The following is a 20084-nucleotide window of genomic DNA, read 5'->3' on the forward strand; positions in this document are numbered from 1 at the left end:
GGGCTCACCCTATTCATGCCGGGGCCGTGCGTCCAGCGACACATCGGCGGGGGCCGCGGGCGGCGGGCGTAGGGTGAGGTCATGGCACGCGAATTCAGTCACGACGTCGACGCGAAGCGCTACGCCCTGCGGGTCGACGGGGCGCTCGTCAGCGCGGTCGACTACGTCGTGGGCGGGCAGCAGATCTCGTTCACCCACACCTTCACCGACCCCAAGCAGCGAGGCAAGGGCTACGCGGGCGAGATCGTCGCGTTCGCGGTCGACGACGTCGAGGCCACGACCGGGTACCGGGTGGTGCCCATGTGCTGGTACGTCGGCAAGTGGTTCGACGAGCATCCGGAGCGCGCCGGTCTGCTGACCCGCTGAGTGGTTGGCGCCGGGGGCGGGGGACCGCTATAGTCGTCTGCGGGGAGGGCTTCGGCCCTCTCCACCACCGTTTAACGGGGCTGTTTCAGCCGCCGCACGCGACGTTGCTCACGAACACGGGGTTCGAGACGCCGTCCACCGTCGTCACGTTGTCGCAGAGCACGGTGTTGCCCGCGTTCCGCGCCGCCCCCTCGAGCAGCACACCGTAGCCGTCGGCCGCCACGGCGAAGCGGTTGAGCTCGAAGCGGTTCTGCCCTCCCCAGCCGTCGACCACCACGTGCACCTGGGCGCCGTCGCGGGTGCCGCCGCCGGAGTTGCCGGTCACGAGCCAGCCCGAGCCCTTGACGTCGATCAGCGAGTCGACCGCCGTGCTCGCCGCGCCGTCGAGCGTGTTGCCGCTCAGCTCGCCACCGGTCGTGCCCTCCTTCACGTCGATCGCCTCGGCCGTGGTGCCTGCGATGTCGGAGCCGGTGACGACGTTGCGGTCGCTCGCATCCGGCGCGCACTCCGAGACCTCGCACCAGTTGCTCTCGGCGGTGCCGATGTAGACGCCCTCGCCGAACTCGGCCTTGCGGAGGCCGGTGCCGCGCACGACCACGCCCTCGAGGCGGTTGTCGCTCGAGCCGGCCCTGAGGTGAACGGCTTCGTCACCGGTGTCCGAGACGCGGATGCCCGCCAGCACGTTCGAGGAGGAGCCGTCGAGCATCACCCCCTTCTGCCCGCCCTCGACCGAGAAGCCGCTCAGCACCCACCACGACGCTTCGTCGAGGTGCAGCGTGTAGCCCGAGTCGGTGGACGGTCCCACGAGCACCGCGTCGGCCCCGCCGCAGAGGGTGATCGGGGCGTCCGCAGTGCCGGAGCGGGTGATCTCGACGGGGGCGTCGTAGCGTCCAGCGGCGAGGAGGATGGTCTGGCCGGGCCGAGCGGCGGCGAGGGCGGCCGAGAGCTCGGTCGCGCCGGTGACGAGGGTGCCCTCGGGGCACGCGGCGGCGGCGGTGCCGGAGGGGGCGGCGGGCGGGGGCGGCTGGGACGAGCATCCGCTCATCGCCGTCGCCACGAGCGCCACGAGGAGAGCCCCCGCAGCGGCCGACCAGCGGTGCGCCCTCATGGGGTCAGTCTACGAAGGGGCCGCACCGGTCGGCGCATGCGCTCCGCCGCGCCCACAACTGGGGGTGCCGTCCCCCGGGATGACGGGCGTCCTCGCCGCTACGCTGGGGCCGGGAGGCGCTCGCCCGGCGCCTCGCGCCCTGCACCGCCGCCGCGGCCCACCCCTCCTCGACGGCTTCCGAACCCGCCCGAAGGGTGGCAGCCCGATGCCCACCGACGTCTCGTCGTTCCTCGACGATCTCGGACGCACGCTGCTCTGGATCCTGCCCTTCGGCGTGTTCGGCATCGTCTCGTGGAGCTTCTGGCTGGTGCGCAAGGTCATCTCGGCGGCCACGAAGCCGGTCGTGAACGACTACCGCACCACGACGACCGTGGTCGTGCCCTCCTATCGCGAGGACCCGGCGGTGCTCGTGCGCTGCCTCGAGACCTGGCGGCGACAGGGGCCGTCGCGCATCGTGATCGTGCTCGACGTGGCCGACACCGAGGCCCAGGCGGAGATCGAGGCGCTCGGGCATCGCGAGGTCGACGTGATCATGTTCCGCCACCGGGGCAAGCGCTCGGCGCTGGGGGTGGGCATCCGGGCGGCCGACACCGAGCTCGTCATCCTGGTCGACTCCGACACGGCGTGGGAGGACGGGATGCTCGACGCCATCCAGATGCCGTTCGTCGACGCCGCGGTGGGGGCCGTGAGCACGCGGCAGAACGTGTACCTCCCGGGCACGAGCATCTGGCGGCGGGTCGCCGACTGGATCATCGACCAGCGCTACTTCGACTACGCCCCCGCGATGGGGCGCTTCGGCGGCGTGATCTGCGCCTCGGGGCGCACGAGCGCGTACCGGCGGGAGGTCATCCTGCCGAAGCTGCCCGAGCTCGAGCACGAGATCTTCCTCGGCAAGGAGTGCGTGGCGGGCGACGACGGGCGGCTGACCTGGCTGGTGCTCTCGGAGGGCTACCGGGTGACGCACCAGGACTCGGCGCGGGCATTGTCGATGTTCCCCGACACCTTCCGGGCGTTCGTGAAGCAGCGGGTGCGGTGGAGCCGCAACTCGTACCGGTGCTACCTGACGGCCATCCGGCGGGGCTGGATCTTCCGGGTGCCGTTCATCTCGCAGATCACCGTGATGCAGATCCTCTTCACGCCGGTGAGCATGTTCATCGCGCTGGCGTACGTGTTCCACGCGCTGTCGTCGCCCGTGCCGTTGCTCGGCTTCGGGGTGGCGGTGCTGTGGATGCTCGTGGGGCGCGGCATCCGCGGCATCTCGCACCTCTGGCGGAGGCCGCAGGACATCGTGCTGCTGCCGCTCGTGACGATCGTCACGGCGCTCGTGGCGCTGCCGATCAAGCTGTTCGCGCTGTGCACGATGAACACGCAGGGGTGGCTGACGCGGTCGGCCGACAGCGTGGGGGGCGAGGGGCAGTCGGAGGCGACGCTGACGACGGCGGTGGCGGCCGAGGTCGTCGAGGGGGTGCGGGCGTGACCGCCGGGCCCGGCCACGACCCCGAGCGCGACGGGCTGCTCAGCGCCGCCGAGCGCGGCCAGACCATGGGTGCCGGCGCGCGGTGGGCCGTGCGGGCGGTCGTCGTCGGGGTGATCGTGCTGGGGCTCGGGGCGACGGTCGCGGTGGCGAACGGGGTGCCGCCGCGGGTGTCCGCGTTCCTGCAGGGCGTCGTCGGCGGGGATCCGGCGGCGGCCGCGCCCGCGTCATCGTCCGGAGGTGGGACGGCCCTCCCGGCGGCGGAGGCGGAGGCCGGCGCGGAGGCGCTGATCGACCCGCGCACCGATCCCGACGGCTACGCGGCCGCGCTGCAGCAGGCGCGCGACGACGCCGATCCCGAGGCGGTCTCGCCCGACGCCGCCGAGCTCGCCGCCTACCAGCGGGCACTCGAGGTGACCCGCGGCATCTCCACCACGCCCGAGGAGCAGGGGAAGGACCCGGCCGCCGTCATCCAGAGCCGCCTCGTGCGGCTCCAGGATGCGCGCTGGAGCCTGCTCGCCCGCACCGGCGCCACGGCCGTCCGCGCCGACACCGTCGACGTGGTCCCGCGCGGATCGACGGTGACGCTCGACCAGCTCGTCGCCCGCGGTTCCGCGACCAGGATCGACGCCACGACGGTGCTCGTGACGCGGTCGCTGTTCGTGGCCCGCGGGGCGGTGCTCGACCTCACGGCGCCGGGGCAGAGCATCCGGCTGCGGAGCGGGGAGCACGGGTCGGTGACGATCGTCGCCTGGGGTGGCACGGTGACCCTCGCGGGAAGCGAGGCGTCGCCCGTCGGCCTCACCTCGTGGGACGAGGACGCCGGCCGCTCTGACATCGACGTCGCCGACGGACGCTCGTACCTGCGGGTGCACGAGGGAACCCTCACGATCGACCACGCGAACGTCGCCGACCTCGGCTTCTGGAGCGGGCGCACCGGTGGCCTCGCCGTGACCGGCACCCTCGCCTCGCCCTCCTCGGCCACCGTGACCCACTCGGTCGTCACCGGGCAGCACATCGGGCTCTACCTCGCCTTCGCCGCCGCGCCGACGGTCGACGACACCCTCGTGCGGGCCTCGAGCGCCGAGGCCGTCGTGCTCGCGAACGGCACCGTGAGCCCCACGGTCAGTGCCAGCACCCTCACGGGCTCGGGCGGCGACGGGCTCGACGTGCGGCCGGGCGTCGACGACGTCACGCTGACCGGCAGCACGGTGACGCGCAACGGGGGGTACGGCATCCGCGCCGACGGGCGGCCGCAGGCCGACGCCGCGAACTCCTCGGGGTTCTCGGTCGAGGGCTCGTGGGGGCTCGGTATCGACGGCAGCACCATCGGCGACAACCGGGCGGGCGGGCTCTGGGTGCGCGGCACCGGCGGCGTCGCGCTCGAGGGCAACACCGTGGACCAGCGCACGGTGGGGCTCAGACTGACGGATGCGCAGGGCACCGTCGCGCAGAACACGGTGCACGTCGAACCGGGCAGCGGCATCGTGCTGGAGGGGGCGGCGTCCGCCGTGACGGCGCGCGCCAACCTCGTGACGGGGGAGGGGCCCTCCGCCATCCGGCTGCCGGAGGACGACGCCGGGACGGTCGCCGAGACGGGCAACGACACGACCGGGTGGAGCGGGCGGTGGGAGGCGCTGCTGTGGGTGGAGGCGCATCCGCTCGCGCTGCTCTGGGGGCTGCTGCTCGTGATCCCGATCGTGGGCATCGGCTTCGTGTTCTACCGGATGCGCCGGCAGCAGGCGATCCGGGAGCTGGTCGAGGCGTCGACGATCGCGCTCGCGGCGGCGGCGAAGGCGAAGTACGAGCGGGGCCGGACAGGTGGCGGGGAGGAGCCGTCGCCGTCCCTGGTGGCTGCCGGGCAGTCGGTGCCGCCTCTTCAGCGGGTCGCGCCGCGGCTCGCCGGTACCGCGTACCGGGCCGGGCGGGAGGCGTCGGCACCAGAGCCGCGGTACGGGCATCGGCAGGCCTCCGCGCCGGCCGCTCCCGCCAGGTCGGTGGCGCCGGCCGTTCCGGTCACCCCCGTCACGCCGGCCGCTCCGACCGTGCGCGCGCCTGCGACGGTCGCGGCCATCGCCGGCTCCGACTTCGGCCAGTTCTCCTCGGTCGAGGACCTCGCCGTCGCGGCCGTGCTCGACGCCGGCAAGCCGATCGACACCGTCGCCCACGCGCTGCGGGTGCCGATCGGCTCGGTGGCCGGCTGGGTGGCGAAGGCCCGGAGGGCCCGGGGCGAGCTCTGACGCGCATCCGGAACCCCGGCCCGGGCGCACCGACGGAGGCGAGCGAATAGCCTGGGGGGATGGCTTCGCATGACGAGTACGACTTCCGCACGTTCCCTGCCGCCGTGGCGGAGGACGGCACCCCCGACCCCGCGTCGGCCGCCTGGCTGCAGGCCGAGACCCGTGGCTTCCACGATCCGCGCAAGAGCGAGAAGGTGCTCGCCCGCTCGGTGGAGCGCCTCACCGCCGACGGCCGCCGGCTCACCGGCGTCTACGCCCGCACCGCTCCGGCCGGCGCGCTCGGCGTCGAGGTGCCCGTCGCCACCTTCGCCTGGTTCCCGAGCACCCTGAACACGGGCGGCGCCGAGCCCCTCGACGTGCACCTCGTCTCGAACGTCACCGTGCGGCCGACCCACCGTCGCCGGGGACTCCTCCGCGCCATGATGACCGCCGACCTCGAGCAGGCCGTCGACGACGGCTACGCCCTGGCCGGGCTCACCGCCTCGGAGGCGGGCATCTACCGCCGCTTCGGCTTCGGCGAGGCCAGCTGGGTGCGGCACGTCACGGTCACGACCGACAGCCGGTTCCGGATGGTCGCCGAGCCCCGAGGCCGATGCGAGCTGATCGAGGCCGCCTCGTTGCGCACCATCGGGCCCGAGGTCTTCGCGCGGTTCCACGCCGGGCACCCGGGGTCGATCGACCGGCACGCCAAGTACTGGGACCGCGCGACGGGGCTCGCCGACGACAAGGGCGAGCCCGACGACGCCGTGCACGCGGCGGTGCATTACGACCAGTCGGGTGCGGTCGACGGCTACGTGGCCTACCGGTTCCAGGGCTGGGAGAAGGAGCCCTACACGCTCGGAATCGTCGATCTGGTGGCCGCCGACGACGAGGCCTACCTCGGCCTCTGGGACTTCCTGGGCGCGGTCGACCTGGTCGAGCGCATCGAGTGGGAGTTCGCGCCGATGGACGACCCGCTGCCCTTCGCCCTCACCGACTCGCGCCTGGTGAAGACGACGTTCGTCGAGGACTGGCTGTGGCTGCGGGTGCTCGACGTCGAGCGCGCCTTCGCGGCCCGCGGCTACGCGAACGACGGCGAGGCGGTGCTGGACGTGACGGATCCGCTCGGCTACGCCGCGGGCGTCTTCCGCCTGCGGGTCACCGGCGGCGTGGGCTCGGTGGAGCGCGTGGACCGCTCGGACAGCATGACGCCCGACGCCGTCGTCGACGCGGCGGCGCTCGGCTCGCTCTACCTCGGCGGGGTCGACCCGCGGGTGCTCGCGGCGGCCGGACGGCTCTCGGAGCGCGCGCCGGGCGGTGTGCAGCGGCTGCGCGCGCTGCTCGCTCCCGTGGCGCCGGTGTACGGCATCACGCACTTCTGACGCGCGGCGGCGCCGGTCGGGGCCGGGCGGCGCCGGCTCGCGTCAGAGGCCGGCGGCGGCGCGGGCGCGGCTGACGAAGGCGGGGCGCACGAGCTCGAAGCCGTCGAGGTAGGCGCCGACGAGCGCGGCGTCACGCAGCAGCACGAGCGTGGCGGCGGCCTCGTCGGCGTCGAAGCCCTCGCCATCGGCCGCCTGCTTCGCGCCCTCGTCGCCGGCGTGCGCCGCCACCAGCGCCGCCCGCACCGTGGCGCGGAACCAGGCGCGGTGCCGGGTGACGATCGCGCGGATCGGGCTCGCCGCATCCGGGAACTCGGCCGCCGCGTTGATGAACGGGCAGCCGCGGTCGTGCCGCTCGGCCACGTCGTCGGCGATCGCCTCGATCAGCAGCTCGACGAGCCGCCGCGGGTCGTCGCCCGCGGTGATCGCGACGGCGGCGAACAGCCCGCGCACCCCGGCGTCCTCCCGCTCGAGGTAGGCGGCGACGAGCGCCTCCTTGCCGGTGAAGTGGCGGTACATCGTGGCGCGCGTGACGTTCGCCTCGGCGAGCACCCGGTCCATGCCGACCCGGTGGATGCCCTCCCGGTAGAACAGCTCGGACGCCACCGCCACCAGCCGCTCCCGCGCCACCGACACGCGCCCGGCGGGGGCCGGGGCGGGATCGACGTCGAGAGCGGTGGACACGCCGCAATCCTAACGGAACACTCGTTCTCCCCGGCCGATCAGTCGGCAGATGACGGGGCGGACGCTGCGGGCGGCTCTCCGAGGAGGGCCGGCTGCAGCGCCGCGGCCTGGCGGCGGAGGGCGTCGACGACGGCCGCCACGGCGGGCTGCGCGAGCGACTCGGGACGCACGACCATCCAGTACGAGAGCGTCTCGGCGATCTCCTCGGGCAGCAGCCGCACCAGGTCGGGGTGCCGGTCGGCCATGAAGCACGGCAGGAAGCCGATGCCGGCACCGGCCCGGGTCGCCTCGACGTGCACGAACACGTTGGTCGAGCTGAGCGAGTCGCGCATGCCGGGCACCAGCCGCCGCGGAGCATCCAGGTCGTCGACCTGCAGCATCGAGTCGATGAAGTAGACGAGCGGATGCGCGCCCAGCTCGTCAACGGCCGCCGGCGCCCCGTGCGCGGTGAGGTACTCCCGCGACGCGTACATGCCGAGCACGTACCGTCCCAGCAGGATCGCCTCCGCCCGGTGCACCTCCGGCCGCCCCACCACGACCTCCACGTCGAGCCCCGAGCGGTGCTGCAGCGCCCGCCGGGTCACCGACACCAGCTCCACGCGCAGCAGCGGATGCTCGCGCTGCAGCCGCGCGACCGCCGGAGCCGCGACGAAGGCGCTGAACCCGTCGGTCGCCGACATCCGCACGACGCCGGTGATCCGCGCATCCGCCTCGTCGGGGCCCAGCTGCGCCAGGGCCTCCTCGACGCCCGCCGCCGCCCGAAGTGCGCGGTGCCCGAGCTCGGTGGGCTCCCATCCGCCGGCCGCGCGCGAGAGCACCCGACCGCCGAGTGACCGCTCGAGGGCGCCGATGCGGCGGGCCACCGTGGTGTGGTTCAGCCCGAGCGAGGCTCCGGCCGAGGTGAAGCGGCCCGTGCGCGAGACGGCGAGCAGGACGAGCAGATCCTGCGGGTCGGGCCCTGTCTCCGGTGACATGTCTGCAATTATGCACAGCGGATGCGCCGTATTGCTCATTGCCTGCCCGCGGATGTGCACGAATACTCGGTGCTGTCAACGACGACACCGAGGAGACAGCATGAGCGTCAACGATCGAGTCCGGGTCGAACCCGGCACCGCAGGGGCCCGGAACGAGGCCGGCGGCAGCGCAGCAGGCGGGGGAGCCGCGCCGAGGGGCCTGAAGAAGGTGGTCGCCGCCTCGATGGTCGGCACCGTCGTGGAGTGGTACGAGTTCTTCCTCTACGCCACGGCCGCGAGCCTCGTCTTCGGCACCGTGTTCTTCCCCAACGCCGGCACCCGGCTCGACGGCATCATCGCCGCCTTCCTCACCTACGCGGTCGGCTTCATCGCCCGCCCGCTCGGCGGCATCGTGTTCGGCCAGATCGGCGACCGGCTCGGTCGCAAGCACACCCTGCAGGTCACGATCATCATGATCGGCGCCGCCACCTTCCTGATCGGCTGCCTGCCGGGCTTCGACAGCATCGGCTACTGGGCGCCGGCGCTCCTCGTGGTGCTGCGCTTCATCCAGGGCTTCGCCCTCGGCGGCGAGTGGGGCGGCGCGGTGCTCCTGGTCGCCGAGCAGAGCCCCGACCGCTCGCGCGCCTTCTGGGCCAGCTGGCCGCAGGCGGCGGTGCCGGTGGGCAACCTGCTCGCCACCCTCGTGCTGCTGACGATGTCGGCCGTGCTGCCGGCCGAGCAGTTCCTCGGCTGGGGCTGGCGCGTGGCGTTCTGGATCTCGGCGCTGATCGTGCTCGTCGGCTACTACATCCGCACCCACGTGAACGAGGCGCCCATCTTCATCGAGGCTCGCGCCGAGGCGGAGGCGTCCAAGGCCGTGCGCGTCGGCGTCTTCGAGGTCGTGCGCCGCTACCCGCGCGGTGTGCTGAGCGCGATGGGCCTCCGGCTGGCCGAGAACATCCTGTACTACATCATCGTCAGCTTCTCGATCGTCTACCTCGTCACCGTGCACGAGTACAACACGAGCCAGCTGCTGCTCGCGCTGCTGATCGCCCACGCCGTGCACTTCGCGGTCATCCCGCAGGCGGGCCGGCTGGCCGACCGCATCGGCCGGAAGCCCGTCTACCTCGCCGGAGCCGTGCTCGGGGCCACCTGGGCCTTCTTCGCCTTCCCGCTCTTCGACACGCTGAACCCGGTGCTGATCGTCGCCGCGGTGACCATCGGCCTCTGCTTTCACGCCCTGATGTACGCGGGTCAGCCCGCCATCATGGCCGAGATGTTCCCGACCCGGATGCGCTACTCCGGTGTCTCGCTCGGCTACCAGGTGACGTCGGTGGTCGCGGGCTCGCTCGCCCCGATCATCGCCTCGGCGCTGCTGCAGCAGTACTCCTCCTGGATCCCGGTGGCCCTGTACGTGCTGATCGCCTGCGCGATCACCGCCGTCACGGTGCTCACCCTCCGCGAGACCCGCGGCATCTCCCTCCGCGCGGTCGACGCCGCCGACGCGGCCCGCGTGGCCGCTGAGTCGGGCACGGTGCGGGCATGACGCTGCAGCAGGTGCCCTGGGCCGTGATCCCGGATGCGCGGCTCCCGCTCGCGGGCCGCCGCGCCCTGGTCACCGGCGCGGCCGGCGGCATCGGCGCCGCGGTCGCGCGGGAGCTGGCCTCCCGCGGCGCCGAGCTCGTGCTCGCCGATCTCGACGGAGCCCGCGCCGAGGCGCTCGCCGACGAGCTCCGGGCCGGCCCCTCCGGGCCGGGCACCCGGGCCTGGGCCGTCGACCTCGGAGACACCGCCCGGCTGACCGACGAGCGGCTCGCGGGGATGCTCGGCGACGTCGACATCCTCGTGAACAACGCCGGGGTGCAGCACATCAGCCCGATCGAGGACTTCGACCCGGCCGAGTTCCGGCGCATCCTGTCGATCATGCTCGAGGCGCCGTTCCTGCTCGTGCGGGCGGCCCTGCCCGGCATGTACTCGCGCGGCTTCGGCCGGATCATCAACGTCTCGTCGGTGCACGGCGTGCGGGCCTCCGCGTTCAAGAGCGCCTACGTCACCGCGAAGCACGGCCTCGAGGGCTTCTCGAAGGCGACCGCCCTCGAGGCGGCACCGCACGGGGTGACGAGCGTCTGCGTCAACCCCGGCTACGTGCGCACGCCGCTCGTGGAGCGGCAGCTGGCGCAGCAGGCCGAGGCGCACGGCGTCTCGGTCGAGGAGGTGCTGGAGCGCATCCTGCTCGCCGACGCCGCGATCAAGCGCCTGGTCGAGCCGCACGAGGTCGCCTCGCTGGTGGCGTGGCTCGCCTCGGACGACGCGGCCATGGCCACGGGCTCGAGCTACCTGCTCGACGGCGGCTGGTCGGCGCACTGAGCCACGCCGGAGCCGTCGGGCCCGGCCACCGGATCGGCGCGGCGGCTCAGGCGGGCTGCAGCACCTGCGACAGCTCGGGGAAGCGGGTCGCGAGCAGCTGGAGCGCCTCGACGCGGGCGGGCGTCTCGCGCGGCCCGTCGGCCGCGAGCGACCCGGCCACGGGGGAGACCATGACCTCGTCGACGCCGTGGCGCTCGGTCAGCGAGCGGATACGCGCCTCGACCTCGTCGGCCGTGCCGATCAGCCAGTGCCGCTCCTGCTCGAGCACCGACTGCTCCTCCATCGGGCTGAGGGCGGTGGCCTCGGCCTCCTCGACAGTGAGCTGGGGCCCGAGGACTCCGCCGGTACGCAGGCGAGCCATGGCGATCAGCTGCGGCAGGGCGCGGCGGCGTGCCTCCTCGGCCGTGGCCGCCACCGAGATGTTGACGGTCAGCAGCGTCTTCGGCGCCGCGAGGGCCTCCGAGGGCTGGAAGCCGTCCCGGTAGAGCGCCAGGGCGCGGTCGATGCCGGGCTGACCGAAGTGGTTAGCGAACACGTAGGCGGTGCCGAGCTTCGCGGCGAGGGCGGCGCTGTAGTCGCTGGAGCCGAGCAGCCAGAGCTCGGGCGCCGAGGTGCTGCGGGGCGTGGCCTTCAGCTCGTAGGAGCGGCCGCCGACCGTCAGGCCGACACCGGGCTGCTCGTCGCCGAAGGGCAGATCGGCCGCGCGGTCGGAGCCCAGCAGTGCGGCCACCGCCTCGACGTCGGTGGGGAACGACGCGGCCGGATCGGTGTCGGTCGTCGAGCGCTGGCCGCGCAGCATATACGCGGTGACGGGGTCGGAGCCCGGCGCGCGGCCGAGACCGAGGTCGATGCGGCCCGGGTGGATGGCCTCGAGCAGGGCGAACTGCTCGGCCACCGTGAGGGCGGCGTGGTTCGGCAGCATGACGCCGCCAGAGCCCAGACGGATGCGCGCGGTGCCGGCCGCGAAGTGGGCGATCAGCGTGGCCGGGGAGGTCGACGCGACCGAGGGCATGTTGTGGTGCTCGGCCATCCAGTAGCGGGTGTAGCCGAGCCGGTCGGCCGCCTGGGCGAGCGCGAGGCTCGCGGCGACGGCGTCTCCCGTCGTCTGGCCGGAGCGGACGGGGATGAGATCGAGCACCGAGAGAGCAGTCATGTCCCTGTTCTCAGCGGCTCCGTACCCCCGTTTATTCCGAAACTCGCCTGTGGTTGCGCGATATTCCGGGAGGTCGCACGTACTGTGGCGGTGTGTGGCGTGCCGATAAGAAACGAGAAGCAGACGATCCGACGTCTGCCCCCGACTCTGCCGAGTCGGCCTGGGGCCGCAACGGGCAGTCCGCTGCCGGTGGCCCGATCGGACAGGTGTTCACGACGGAGAGTCTCGTCGAACCCGCCCGTGACCAGTGGCGTGCGGAGATCGCGGCGCTCGGCGGCGAGTCGCCGCTGATCGTCTTCGACGACACTCCCCGCTCGCGGATCGAGCTGAGCACCACCCATCCCGGTGGTCTCGCGCAGTTCATCACGGGCAACTCGACGCTGCTGTCGAGCCTCATCCGCGACGAGCTCGCGCTCCGCAACGCCCGCATCGCCGCGGGTGCCATCACCGACAAGGGCGTCGAGCTCCGTTCGGTGCGGGGCATCGACTCCGTGCACCTCGCCATCGGCCTCGCCGAGTGGCGCGCCCCGAACCCCGACGGCAGCCCGGCCGGCGTCGGCGACGCGGGAGCTCAGCAGTTCCGCGCACCCGTCCTCCTCCGCCCCATCTCGGTGCGCCGCTACGGCCGCGACTTCGAGCTGAAGCTCCGCGGGGTGCCGTTCGTGAACCCCGTGCTGGTGCGCGCGCTGCAGGAGCAGTTCGGCATCACGCTCGACGGCGAGAGCCTCGTGGCGCTGGCGCAGTCCAGCGGCGTGTTCAAGCCGCAGCCCGTGATCGACCGGCTGCGCAGCCTCACCTCCCACCTGCCCTGGTTCGCCGTGCAGCCGCGACTCGTGGTGTCGTCGTTCGCCGACGTGTCGAGCGCCATGCTGGCCGACAGCACCGAGCTCGCGCATCCGGTGCTCGACGCCCTCGCGGGCAACTTCAGCTCCCGCCGGGCCGTGCAGGAGGGTTACCACCCCGTGGAGCCCTCGCCGCAGGACCACCGGGCCCCCAGCACCGACACCCTGCTGCTCGACGCCGACAGCGAGCAGGAGAACGTGATCGCCCAGATCTCGGGCGGCAACTCCATCGTGGTCAAGACGCTGCCGGGAACCGGCGGCACCCAGACCATCGTGAACGCCATCGGCGCCCTCGTCGCGCAGAACAAGCGCGTGCTCGTCGTCAGCCCCCGCCGCCTCAGCCTCAGCGGCATCGGCCGCCGGCTGAGCGACGTCGGCCTGCCCGGCGTCGCCGTCTCGCCCCGCACCCTGCGCCGCGACCTGATCCAGTCGATCGGCCGCAACGAGAAGGCGTCGCAGCCCCGCGTCGCCGACATCGACGAGGCCCTCGTCCGCCTGCGCGGTGTGCTGCTCGACTACCGCTCCTCGATGTCGCGCGTCGACCCGACGCTCAAGGTCTCGGTGCTCGACGCCCTGCGCGAGCTCGCCCGGCTGGCGCTGCTGCCGAACCCGCCGTCGACGACGGCCCGGCTCGACCGCGCCGCCCTCGAGTCGCTCGCGACCGGCCGCGCCAAGGCCGCGAAGACGCTCAGCCGGGCGGCCGAGCTCGGCCAGTTCCGCTACGGCCCCGACGACTCGCCCTGGTACGGCGCGCAGTTCTCCTCGAGCGACGACGCCCACCGCACGCACCAGCTCGCGAAGCGGCTCGACCGCACCGATCTGCCGCGGCTGCTCACCGGGGCCTACGAGCTGATCGGCCAGACCCGCATGCGCCCGTTCACCTCGATGAACGAGCTCGGCACCTACCTGCGCCTGCTCGCCGACCTTCGCGAGACGCTCGACAAGTTCCTGCCCGTGGTCTTCGACCGCTCGCTCACCGACCTGATCGCCGCCACCTCGCCGCGCCGCGACGCCCCGCAGATGTCGTCGACCTCGCGTCGCCGCCTCAAGGCGCTCGCCCGCGAGTACGTGCGCCCCGGCGTGCACATCGGCGACATCAACGAGTCGCTGCGCCGCATCCAGCAGCAGCGCACGCTCTGGTACCGCTACGCCGCCGCGGGCATCCCGCCGGAGATCCCCGTCGGCATCAACGACGTGCAGGTCGCGTTCCAGCGCGTCACCGAAGACCTGGCGCAGCTCGACCTGCCGCTCGGCCGCTCCGGCACCGCGCAGCACCTCGGTGCGCTGCCGATCGACCAGCTGATCGGCATGGTCGAGGGCCTGGCCGCCGACTCCGAGGTGCTCGCCAACCTGCAGGAGCGCACCGCCCTGCTCGACTCGCTGCACGAGCACTCGCTCGATCCGCTGCTCGTCGACCTGTCGAACCGCCACGTGCCCGAGTCGGCCGTGCCCGACGAGCTCGAGCTCGCCTGGTGGCAGTCGGTGCTCGAGCTGATGCTCGAGGGCGACCGCGCCCTGCTCGGCGCCAACACCGGCGTGCTCGACCGCCTCGAGGGCGACTTCCGGCTCGTCGACGAGGCGCACGCCTCGATGAACGGGCAGCTGCTCTCCTGGCAGCTCGCCGAGACCTGGAGCGTCGGCCTCGTCGACCACCCCGCCGAGGCGAGCGCGCTCAAGGAGCTGCTGCGCACCGACAAGGTCACCTCCGCGAGCCTGCACGAGGCCGCTCCGCACCTCGGCAAGGTGCTCGCGCCGGTCTGGCTCGCCTCGCCCTACGAGGTGCCGCAGATCACCGACGCGATCACCTTCGACACCGTCGTGCTCGTCGACGCGGGGGCGACCACCCTCGCCGAGAACGTCGGCGCCATCCGCCGCGGCCGCCAGGTCGTCGCGTTCGGCGATCCGGTCACCCAGACGCCGTCGCACTTCGAGGTCGCCATCCGGCCCTTCGACGACTCCCGAACCCGCACGGCGGTCGACGCCGAGCTGGTCGAGGAGCTGCACGCCGACTCCGCACTCGCCCGCCTGGCCGACCTCGTGCCGACACTCTCGCTCACCCGCAGCTACCGTGCCGGCGGCGAAGACCTCGCCGAGCTCGTCAACCACCGCTTCTACGGCGGCAAGATCGACTCCCTGCCCTGGGCCGGCACCTTCCTCGGCCACGGCAGTCTCGCGCTGCACTACGTCGAGGGCCGCGGCGGCATGCCCGACTCCGAGACCGGTGCCGTCGAGAGCGTCGACGCCGAGGTCGACGAGGTCGTCTCGCTGGTGCTCGACCACGCGATCAACTACCCGCGCGAGTCGCTGATGGTCATCACGGCGTCTCCGAAGCACGCCGTACGCGTGCAGCAGGCCGTTCTGGCGGCGTTCGCCAAGCGCAGCGACCTGGCCGACTTCATCCTGAAGGAGCGGGCCGAGCCGTTCATGGTCGCCACGCTCGAGCAGTCGGTGGCCCAGAGCCGCGACCGCGTGATCTTCTCGGTCGGCTACGGCAAGACCGCCCACGGGCGCGTGCTCACCAACTTCGGCGGGCTCGCCCGTCCCGGGGGAGAGCGTCTGCTCGCCGTCGGTATGACGAGAGCCCGTCGATCCATGGACATCGTGAGCTGCTTCATGCCCGCCGACATCGACGAGGAGCGGATGAACTACGGGGTCGTGGCGTTGCGCCAGATCCTGCAGGAGGCCGAGACCGGCCCGACTCCCGACACCTTCTCGAGCCCCGGCGACGCGCTGCTGATCGACCTCGCCCGCCGACTCGGCGCGCGCGGCCTCGAGGTGGCCTTCGAGCACCGCGGAAAGCTGACGCTGGTGGCCTCGCACGACGGTCGCGCGATCGCGATCGAGACGGATGCGGTGGTGCACTCCACCTCGCTCCGCGAGTCCCTGCGCCTCCGGCCCGACATGCTCCGCCGTCTCGGCTGGCACTACCTGCGGGTGCACTCCTTCGAGCTCTTCACGAACCCGGAGGCCGTGGCCGCCCGCATCGCCTCGGTGATCGGGGTTCGCGAGCTGCAGCTGGTGGAGACGTCGCCGATCTCGGTCTGAGCGGGGCCGCCGGCGGGGCTGCCGGCGGCGCCGCGTACCCTGGAGGTATGGACGTCAAGAAGGTGGGCCGCCGCCGCGTGGCCACCTCGGCCGTGCCGGGGAGCGACCCGACGCCCCAGACCGGCCCCGACGGCGAGCCGGTGCGGGCCGCGGAGGACACCGATCAGGCATGGGGCGTCACGTCGCCCTCGGGCGGCGGTGGCGCATCCGGAACCGGGCCGAACGACGAGCGGCTCAAGCAGGACGTGCCACCGCACTGGTGACTAGTGCTTCGGTGTGTGACCCGTCGCCGGGGGCTCGGCCGCCGCGTCGGCGCGCTGCGACGCCAGCAGGTCGCGGATCTCGATCAGCAGCTCCGTCTCGGTGGGCGGCAGCTCCTCGTTCGTCGTCTCCAGCGACTCGGCGGGGGTGTTCTTGATGGCGAACGCGGCCTTCTTGAGGTGGTTGATCGGCACGACGAAGACGAAGTAGACCACCACGGCGACGATCAGGAACTGGATGATCGCACCCAGCACGGCGCCGAACTTGATCTGGGCGTCGCCGATCCCGACGATGGCCGCGTTGTCGAGGCTGTCGGCGCTGAAGATGGCGCCGATGATCGGGTTGAAGATGTTCGCGACGATCGAGTTGACGACCGCGGTGAAGGCGGCGCCGATGACCACGGCGACCGCGAGGTCGATGACGTTTCCGCGGAGGATGAACTCCCTGAATCCCTTGAACATGGGATCAAGCTTAGGAGGAGGCCGCCTTCGAGGGGGTCGACGTGGCCGCGGGAGTCGACTTCGAGCCCGACGAGTCGGACTTCGAAGCGCTGCTGCCGCCCTCGGACTTCGACGACGACGAGGATGAGGACGACGACGAGCCCGGCGTGGAATCGGACGTCTTCGCCCGCGAGTCGGTGCGGTAGAAGCCCGAGCCGTTGAAGGTCACGCCGACGGGGCTGAAGACCTTGCGCAGCTTGCCGCCGCAGACGGGGCACTCGGTGAGCGTGTCGTCGGTGAAGGCCTGCTGGATGTCGAAGGCGTTGTCGCACTCGGTGCAGCGGTAGGAGTAGGTGGGCACAGGAGCCTCCGGGAACGGGCTTCTCGCGCGGTCAGCGCGCGAAACGGATGATGCGGGTGGGGGTGACGGCTCCGTCGACGGGAGCGTCGTGCACCTCGCGGGGCACCTCGTCGAGGATCTCGTCGTCGAACACGACGGCGAACACCGGCGGGCAGTTCTCCATGGAGCCGAGAGTGCGATCGAAGTAGCCGCGGCCCCAGCCCATGCGGGTGCCCCGTTCGTCGACGGCGGAGGCGGGGATGACGATGAGGTCGGCGTCGTTGATGGCGATCGGGCCGAGGATGCCACCGGCCGGCTCGGGCAGGCCGTAGAGCCCCTCGGTCTCGGTCTCGCCGTCGGCCTCGGCCCAGTCGAGCAGGCCGTCCTGGCGGGCGATCGGCAGGAGCACGCGGCGGCCGTCGGCGAGCGCCCAGTTGATGAAGGGGCGCGTGTTCGGCTCGAACGACGTCGAGAGGTACGCGGAGATGACCCGCGCATCCGTCTCGGTGGCGATCTTCACGAGGTTCTCGGTGAAGCCCAGCTCGGCGGCGTCGACGACATGGGCGGGGCGGGTTCGCCGGCGCTCGCGCAGCTCGGCGCGGAGGGCCCGCTTGTCGGTGCTGCGATCGGTGGCCATGAGATCGATTCTAGAGCCGCGTGGAGTGTGGGATGCGCGAACCTGGATATGCTCTCGGACATGGGGACACCACTGACCAAAGCAGTTATTCCGGCCGCCGGACTCGGCACGCGCTTCCTTCCCGCCACCAAGGCGATGCCCAAGGAGATGCTGCCGGTCGTCGACAAGCCGGCCATCCAGTACGTCGTGGAGGAGGCCGTCAGCGCCGGCCTGAACGACGTGCTCGTGGTCACCGGCCGCAACAAGGCCGCGATCGAGAACCACTTCGACCGGGTCTACGAGCTCGAGTCGACGCTCGAGCAGAAGGGCAAGGGCGAGATGCTGCGGGTGGTCAACGAGTCCACCGCCCTCGCCGAGATGCACTACGTGCGCCAGGGCGACCCGCTGGGTCTGGGCCACGCGGTGCTGCGCTCGCGCATGCACGTCGGCCACGAGCCGTTCGCCGTGCTGCTCGGTGACGACATCATCGACGCCCGCGACCCGCTGCTGAAGCGGATGCTCGAGGTGCAGGACAAGCGTTCGGCGACCGTCATCGCGCTGATGGAGGTCGACCCCTCGATGACCCACCTCTACGGCGTCGCCTCGGTCGAGGCCACCGACGAGGACGACGTGGTGAAGGTCACCGGTCTCGTCGAGAAGCCCGACGAGGGCACCGCGCCCTCGAACCTCGCGGTCATCGGCCGCTACGTGCTGCAGCCCGAGGTCTTCGAGATCCTCGAGAACACGCCTCCGGGCAAGGGCGGCGAGATCCAGCTGACGGATGCTCTGCTCACGCTCGCCGACGACGACTCGATCGCGGGCGGCGTCTACGGCGTCGTCTTCGGCGGCCGTCGCTACGACACCGGCGACAAGCTCGACTACATCAAGGCGATCGTGCAGCTCGCGAGCGACCGCAGCGACCTCGGTCCCGACCTCCGGCCGTGGCTGCAGGAGTTCGTGTCCGGGCTCTGAACGACTCACCGGGCGCGGTAGTGTTCCAGCCATGTTCGTACCCACGCTGACCGAGGGGCGCGTAACGCTCCGGCCCATCCGGGTGCGGGACGCCAAGACCCTCGAGCGCGAGCTGATCGAGAACCGGTCGTGGCTGCGCACGTGGGAGGCGACCAACCCGCAGGGTCCGATGTCCTTCGACACCCGCGCGAGCATCCGCTCTCTTCAGACGAATGCGCGCGCGGGGTTCGGCCTGCCCTTCCTGATCGAGTACGACGGCGAGGTCGCCGGGCAGCTGAACGTCTCGTCGATCACCTACGGCTCGGTGGCCTCGGCCTCGATCGGGTACTGGGTGTCGGAGCGCTTCGCGGGCAAGAACATCACGCCGATCAGCACGGCGCTCGCGAGCGACTACTGCTTCTTCTCGGTGGGGCTGCACCGTATCGAGATCTGCATCCGGCCCGAGAACGCGCCGAGCCTGCGCGTGGTCGAGAAGCTGGGGTTCCGGTACGAGGGGCTGCGGCGTCGGTACATCCACATCAACGGCGACTGGCGCGACCACTTCTGCTTCGCGCTGGTGCGCGAGGAGCTGCCCGTGGGTGTGCTGCGGCGGTGGCAGGAGGGCGAGGTGCCCGTGGGTGACGGGGTCGTGCCCGAGAGCGAGCGCATCGCGGCGCAGCGGGCCATCCCGATCACGCGGGCCTGACGGCCACGGCGGCGCACGCGGACTGACGCCGCCGATCGCGCGCGTCTGGTGCCGGTCGGCTCACGCGGAGCCGATTCCCACCCGACACACGTCCCGCGTTGAGGGGTGCGGGCGGCGTGCGCCCCTACCGTAGAGCCATGACGACGGACTGGCTCAGCGGAGGGTTCATCATCGCCCTCGCGGCGGTGCTGTGGCTCGCGTACCTGCTGCCGTCCTGGTTCCGCTCGCGGCAGTACCTCGCCACGGAGCGGAACGCCGTGCGGCTGCAGCAGACCCTGCGCATCCTCGCCGAGACCGCCGAGGTGCCCGAGGAGATCCGGGTCGAGGCGAGTGCGCGGTCGATCGCCGAGCAGGAGCGCATCCTGAAGCACCGGGCGCAGCAGCACTCGCTCTCGGCCGTGCCGAGCGCCGTGCGCACCGCCGACCGGCTGCGCCGCTCGCGCGCCGTGACCGCACTGGTGCTCGCCGTCTCGCTCTCGGTCGCCGTGCTCGGCGGCATGCAAGCCGTGTACACCGGCGCGTGGATCATCCTGATCGGCGGCGCGCTGGCGTCGGTCGTCAGCATCGCGATGCTGGTGCGGCTCGCGCGGGCCGGACGCCGGCTGCGGCTGCCCGCCTCGCTCGCGCCGAACGGGGTGCCGCTGGCCTCGCCGGAGCTCGTCGACTACGGGTTCGAGGACGCGTCCGCCGCACCCGCGCTGGTGGAGGCGGAGGACGACGGCCGCTCGGCCGGCGACCGCGCCTCGGGCTGGGTGCCCGTCGCCGTTCCGCGGCCTCTGTACCTCTCGCGCACGGCCCTGCCGCTCGGTCTCGACCAGCCGGCCGAGGTCGACGTGCCCGAGCGTCTCGACACGGTGAAGACCGCGGAGCTCGCCGAGGCCACCGCCCGCGCCTCCCGGGAGCGCGCGGAACCCGACCACCACGAGTCGCTGCGCCGGGCCGCAGCGTCGGCCGAGGCCGCCCTGCGGGCGCGCCTCGAGGCCGAATCGGCGACGGTGGCTTCGCTGCCCGTCGTGGAACCAGCCGCGCCGGCCGCGCCCGTGGCGCCCGCCGTGCCGTCCCGCTTCGCCCGCATGGGCATCGTCGACGGCGACACCGACGCCCACCTCGACATCGACGCTGTGCTGGCACGGCGTCGCGCGGGCTGAACTGGCCCATATGCCCGGGCGGCGATGGGCTC

Annotated in this window: 18 protein-coding genes; 11 read left to right on the plus strand and 7 right to left on the minus strand. The window is 72.5% G+C overall.

Annotation, left to right across the window (positions count from 1 at the left end):
- The first annotated feature begins 81 nt into the window (after positions 1 to 81).
- Positions 82 to 366: a GNAT family N-acetyltransferase gene (locus HQQ85_RS16355; protein ID WP_173183559.1), complete on the plus strand. Its 285-nt coding sequence runs from the start codon at positions 82 to 84 to the stop codon at positions 364 to 366.
- A gap of 85 nt (positions 367 to 451) precedes the next feature.
- Here HQQ85_RS16355 and HQQ85_RS16360 read toward each other — a convergent pair whose 3' ends face one another.
- Positions 452 to 1474, minus strand: coding sequence for a hypothetical protein (locus HQQ85_RS16360; RefSeq protein WP_216851767.1), 1023 nt, complete (start codon positions 1472 to 1474; stop codon positions 452 to 454).
- A gap of 205 nt (positions 1475 to 1679) precedes the next feature.
- Between HQQ85_RS16360 and HQQ85_RS16365 the strand changes: the two genes are divergently transcribed.
- The 3 genes from HQQ85_RS16365 to HQQ85_RS16375 are packed head-to-tail and all read left to right on the plus strand — an operon-like array spanning position 1680 to position 6549.
- Positions 1680 to 2951, plus strand: a complete 1272-nt coding sequence (locus HQQ85_RS16365; protein WP_173183560.1) for a glycosyltransferase — start codon at positions 1680 to 1682, stop codon at positions 2949 to 2951.
- Positions 2948 to 5188: a right-handed parallel beta-helix repeat-containing protein gene (locus HQQ85_RS16370; protein WP_173183561.1), complete on the plus strand. Its 2241-nt coding sequence runs from the start codon at positions 2948 to 2950 to the stop codon at positions 5186 to 5188. Before HQQ85_RS16365 ends, HQQ85_RS16370 begins: the two co-directional genes overlap by 4 nt.
- Positions 5189 to 5247: 59 nt before the next feature.
- Positions 5248 to 6549 (plus strand): GNAT family N-acetyltransferase, encoded by a 1302-nt coding sequence (locus HQQ85_RS16375; protein ID WP_173183562.1) that lies wholly within the window; start codon positions 5248 to 5250, stop codon positions 6547 to 6549.
- 42 nt (positions 6550 to 6591) lie between these two features.
- Here HQQ85_RS16375 and HQQ85_RS16380 read toward each other — a convergent pair whose 3' ends face one another.
- Positions 6592 to 7230, minus strand: coding sequence for a TetR/AcrR family transcriptional regulator (locus tag HQQ85_RS16380; RefSeq protein WP_173183563.1), 639 nt, complete (start codon positions 7228 to 7230; stop codon positions 6592 to 6594).
- Positions 7231 to 7268: 38 nt separating this feature from the next.
- Entirely contained in the window at positions 7269 to 8243 is a 975-nt protein-coding gene (locus HQQ85_RS16385; protein ID WP_173183564.1) for a LysR family transcriptional regulator, read from the minus strand.
- A gap of 61 nt (positions 8244 to 8304) precedes the next feature.
- On the opposite strand from HQQ85_RS16385, the gene HQQ85_RS16390 reads away from it, so the two are divergent.
- Positions 8305 to 9729, plus strand: coding sequence for an MFS transporter (locus tag HQQ85_RS16390; RefSeq protein WP_173183565.1), 1425 nt, complete (start codon positions 8305 to 8307; stop codon positions 9727 to 9729).
- Positions 9726 to 10550, plus strand: coding sequence for a 3-hydroxybutyrate dehydrogenase (locus tag HQQ85_RS16395; RefSeq protein WP_173183566.1), 825 nt, complete (start codon positions 9726 to 9728; stop codon positions 10548 to 10550). The genes HQQ85_RS16390 and HQQ85_RS16395 overlap by 4 nt, the downstream gene beginning before the upstream one ends.
- A 46-nt stretch (positions 10551 to 10596) precedes the next feature.
- Here HQQ85_RS16395 and HQQ85_RS16400 read toward each other — a convergent pair whose 3' ends face one another.
- A complete protein-coding gene (locus tag HQQ85_RS16400; RefSeq protein ID WP_173183567.1) occupies positions 10597 to 11703 on the minus strand; it encodes an LLM class flavin-dependent oxidoreductase in 1107 nt (368 codons plus the stop codon).
- A 206-nt stretch (positions 11704 to 11909) separates the two neighbouring features.
- Here HQQ85_RS16400 and HQQ85_RS16405 point away from each other — a divergent pair, with 206 nt between their 5' ends.
- Together HQQ85_RS16405 and HQQ85_RS16410 are read left to right on the plus strand one after the other, a co-directional pair.
- Positions 11910 to 15590, plus strand: coding sequence for an AAA family ATPase (locus HQQ85_RS16405; RefSeq protein WP_371741938.1), 3681 nt, complete (start codon positions 11910 to 11912; stop codon positions 15588 to 15590).
- Between the two features lie 47 nt (positions 15591 to 15637).
- Positions 15638 to 15853: a hypothetical protein gene (locus tag HQQ85_RS16410; protein ID WP_173183569.1), complete on the plus strand. Its 216-nt coding sequence runs from the start codon at positions 15638 to 15640 to the stop codon at positions 15851 to 15853.
- Here HQQ85_RS16410 and mscL read toward each other — a convergent pair whose 3' ends face one another.
- From mscL to HQQ85_RS16425, 3 genes are read right to left on the minus strand one after another with little or no spacing between them, the layout of a single operon-like run.
- Positions 15854 to 16312 carry a large conductance mechanosensitive channel protein MscL gene (mscL, locus tag HQQ85_RS16415; protein WP_173183570.1) on the minus strand — a complete coding sequence of 153 codons (459 nt, stop codon included), beginning with the start codon at positions 16310 to 16312 and terminating at the stop codon, positions 15854 to 15856.
- 10 nt (positions 16313 to 16322) lie between these two features.
- On the minus strand, positions 16323 to 16652 hold the full coding sequence (locus tag HQQ85_RS16420; RefSeq protein WP_173183571.1) for an FmdB family zinc ribbon protein: 330 nt from the start codon (positions 16650 to 16652) through the stop codon (positions 16323 to 16325).
- A 31-nt stretch (positions 16653 to 16683) separates the two neighbouring features.
- Entirely contained in the window at positions 16684 to 17268 is a 585-nt protein-coding gene (locus HQQ85_RS16425; RefSeq protein ID WP_173183572.1) for a 5-formyltetrahydrofolate cyclo-ligase, read from the minus strand.
- Between the two features lie 60 nt (positions 17269 to 17328).
- Here HQQ85_RS16425 and galU point away from each other — a divergent pair, with 60 nt between their 5' ends.
- The 3 genes from galU (at position 17329) to HQQ85_RS16440 (ending at position 20052) form a co-directional block, all read left to right on the plus strand.
- Positions 17329 to 18219 carry a UTP--glucose-1-phosphate uridylyltransferase GalU gene (gene galU, locus HQQ85_RS16430; RefSeq protein ID WP_173183573.1) on the plus strand — a complete coding sequence of 297 codons (891 nt, stop codon included), beginning with the start codon at positions 17329 to 17331 and terminating at the stop codon, positions 18217 to 18219.
- Positions 18220 to 18250: 31 nt separating this feature from the next.
- Positions 18251 to 18904, plus strand: a complete 654-nt coding sequence (locus HQQ85_RS16435) for a GNAT family N-acetyltransferase (RefSeq protein WP_173183574.1) — start codon at positions 18251 to 18253, stop codon at positions 18902 to 18904.
- A 137-nt stretch (positions 18905 to 19041) separates the two neighbouring features.
- Positions 19042 to 20052, plus strand: a complete 1011-nt coding sequence (locus tag HQQ85_RS16440; RefSeq protein WP_173183575.1) for a hypothetical protein — start codon at positions 19042 to 19044, stop codon at positions 20050 to 20052.
- Positions 20053 to 20084 lie beyond the last annotated feature (32 nt).

Source organism: Herbiconiux sp. VKM Ac-2851, from assembly GCF_013205105.1.
GTDB lineage: Bacteria > Actinomycetota > Actinomycetes > Actinomycetales > Microbacteriaceae > Herbiconiux > Herbiconiux flava.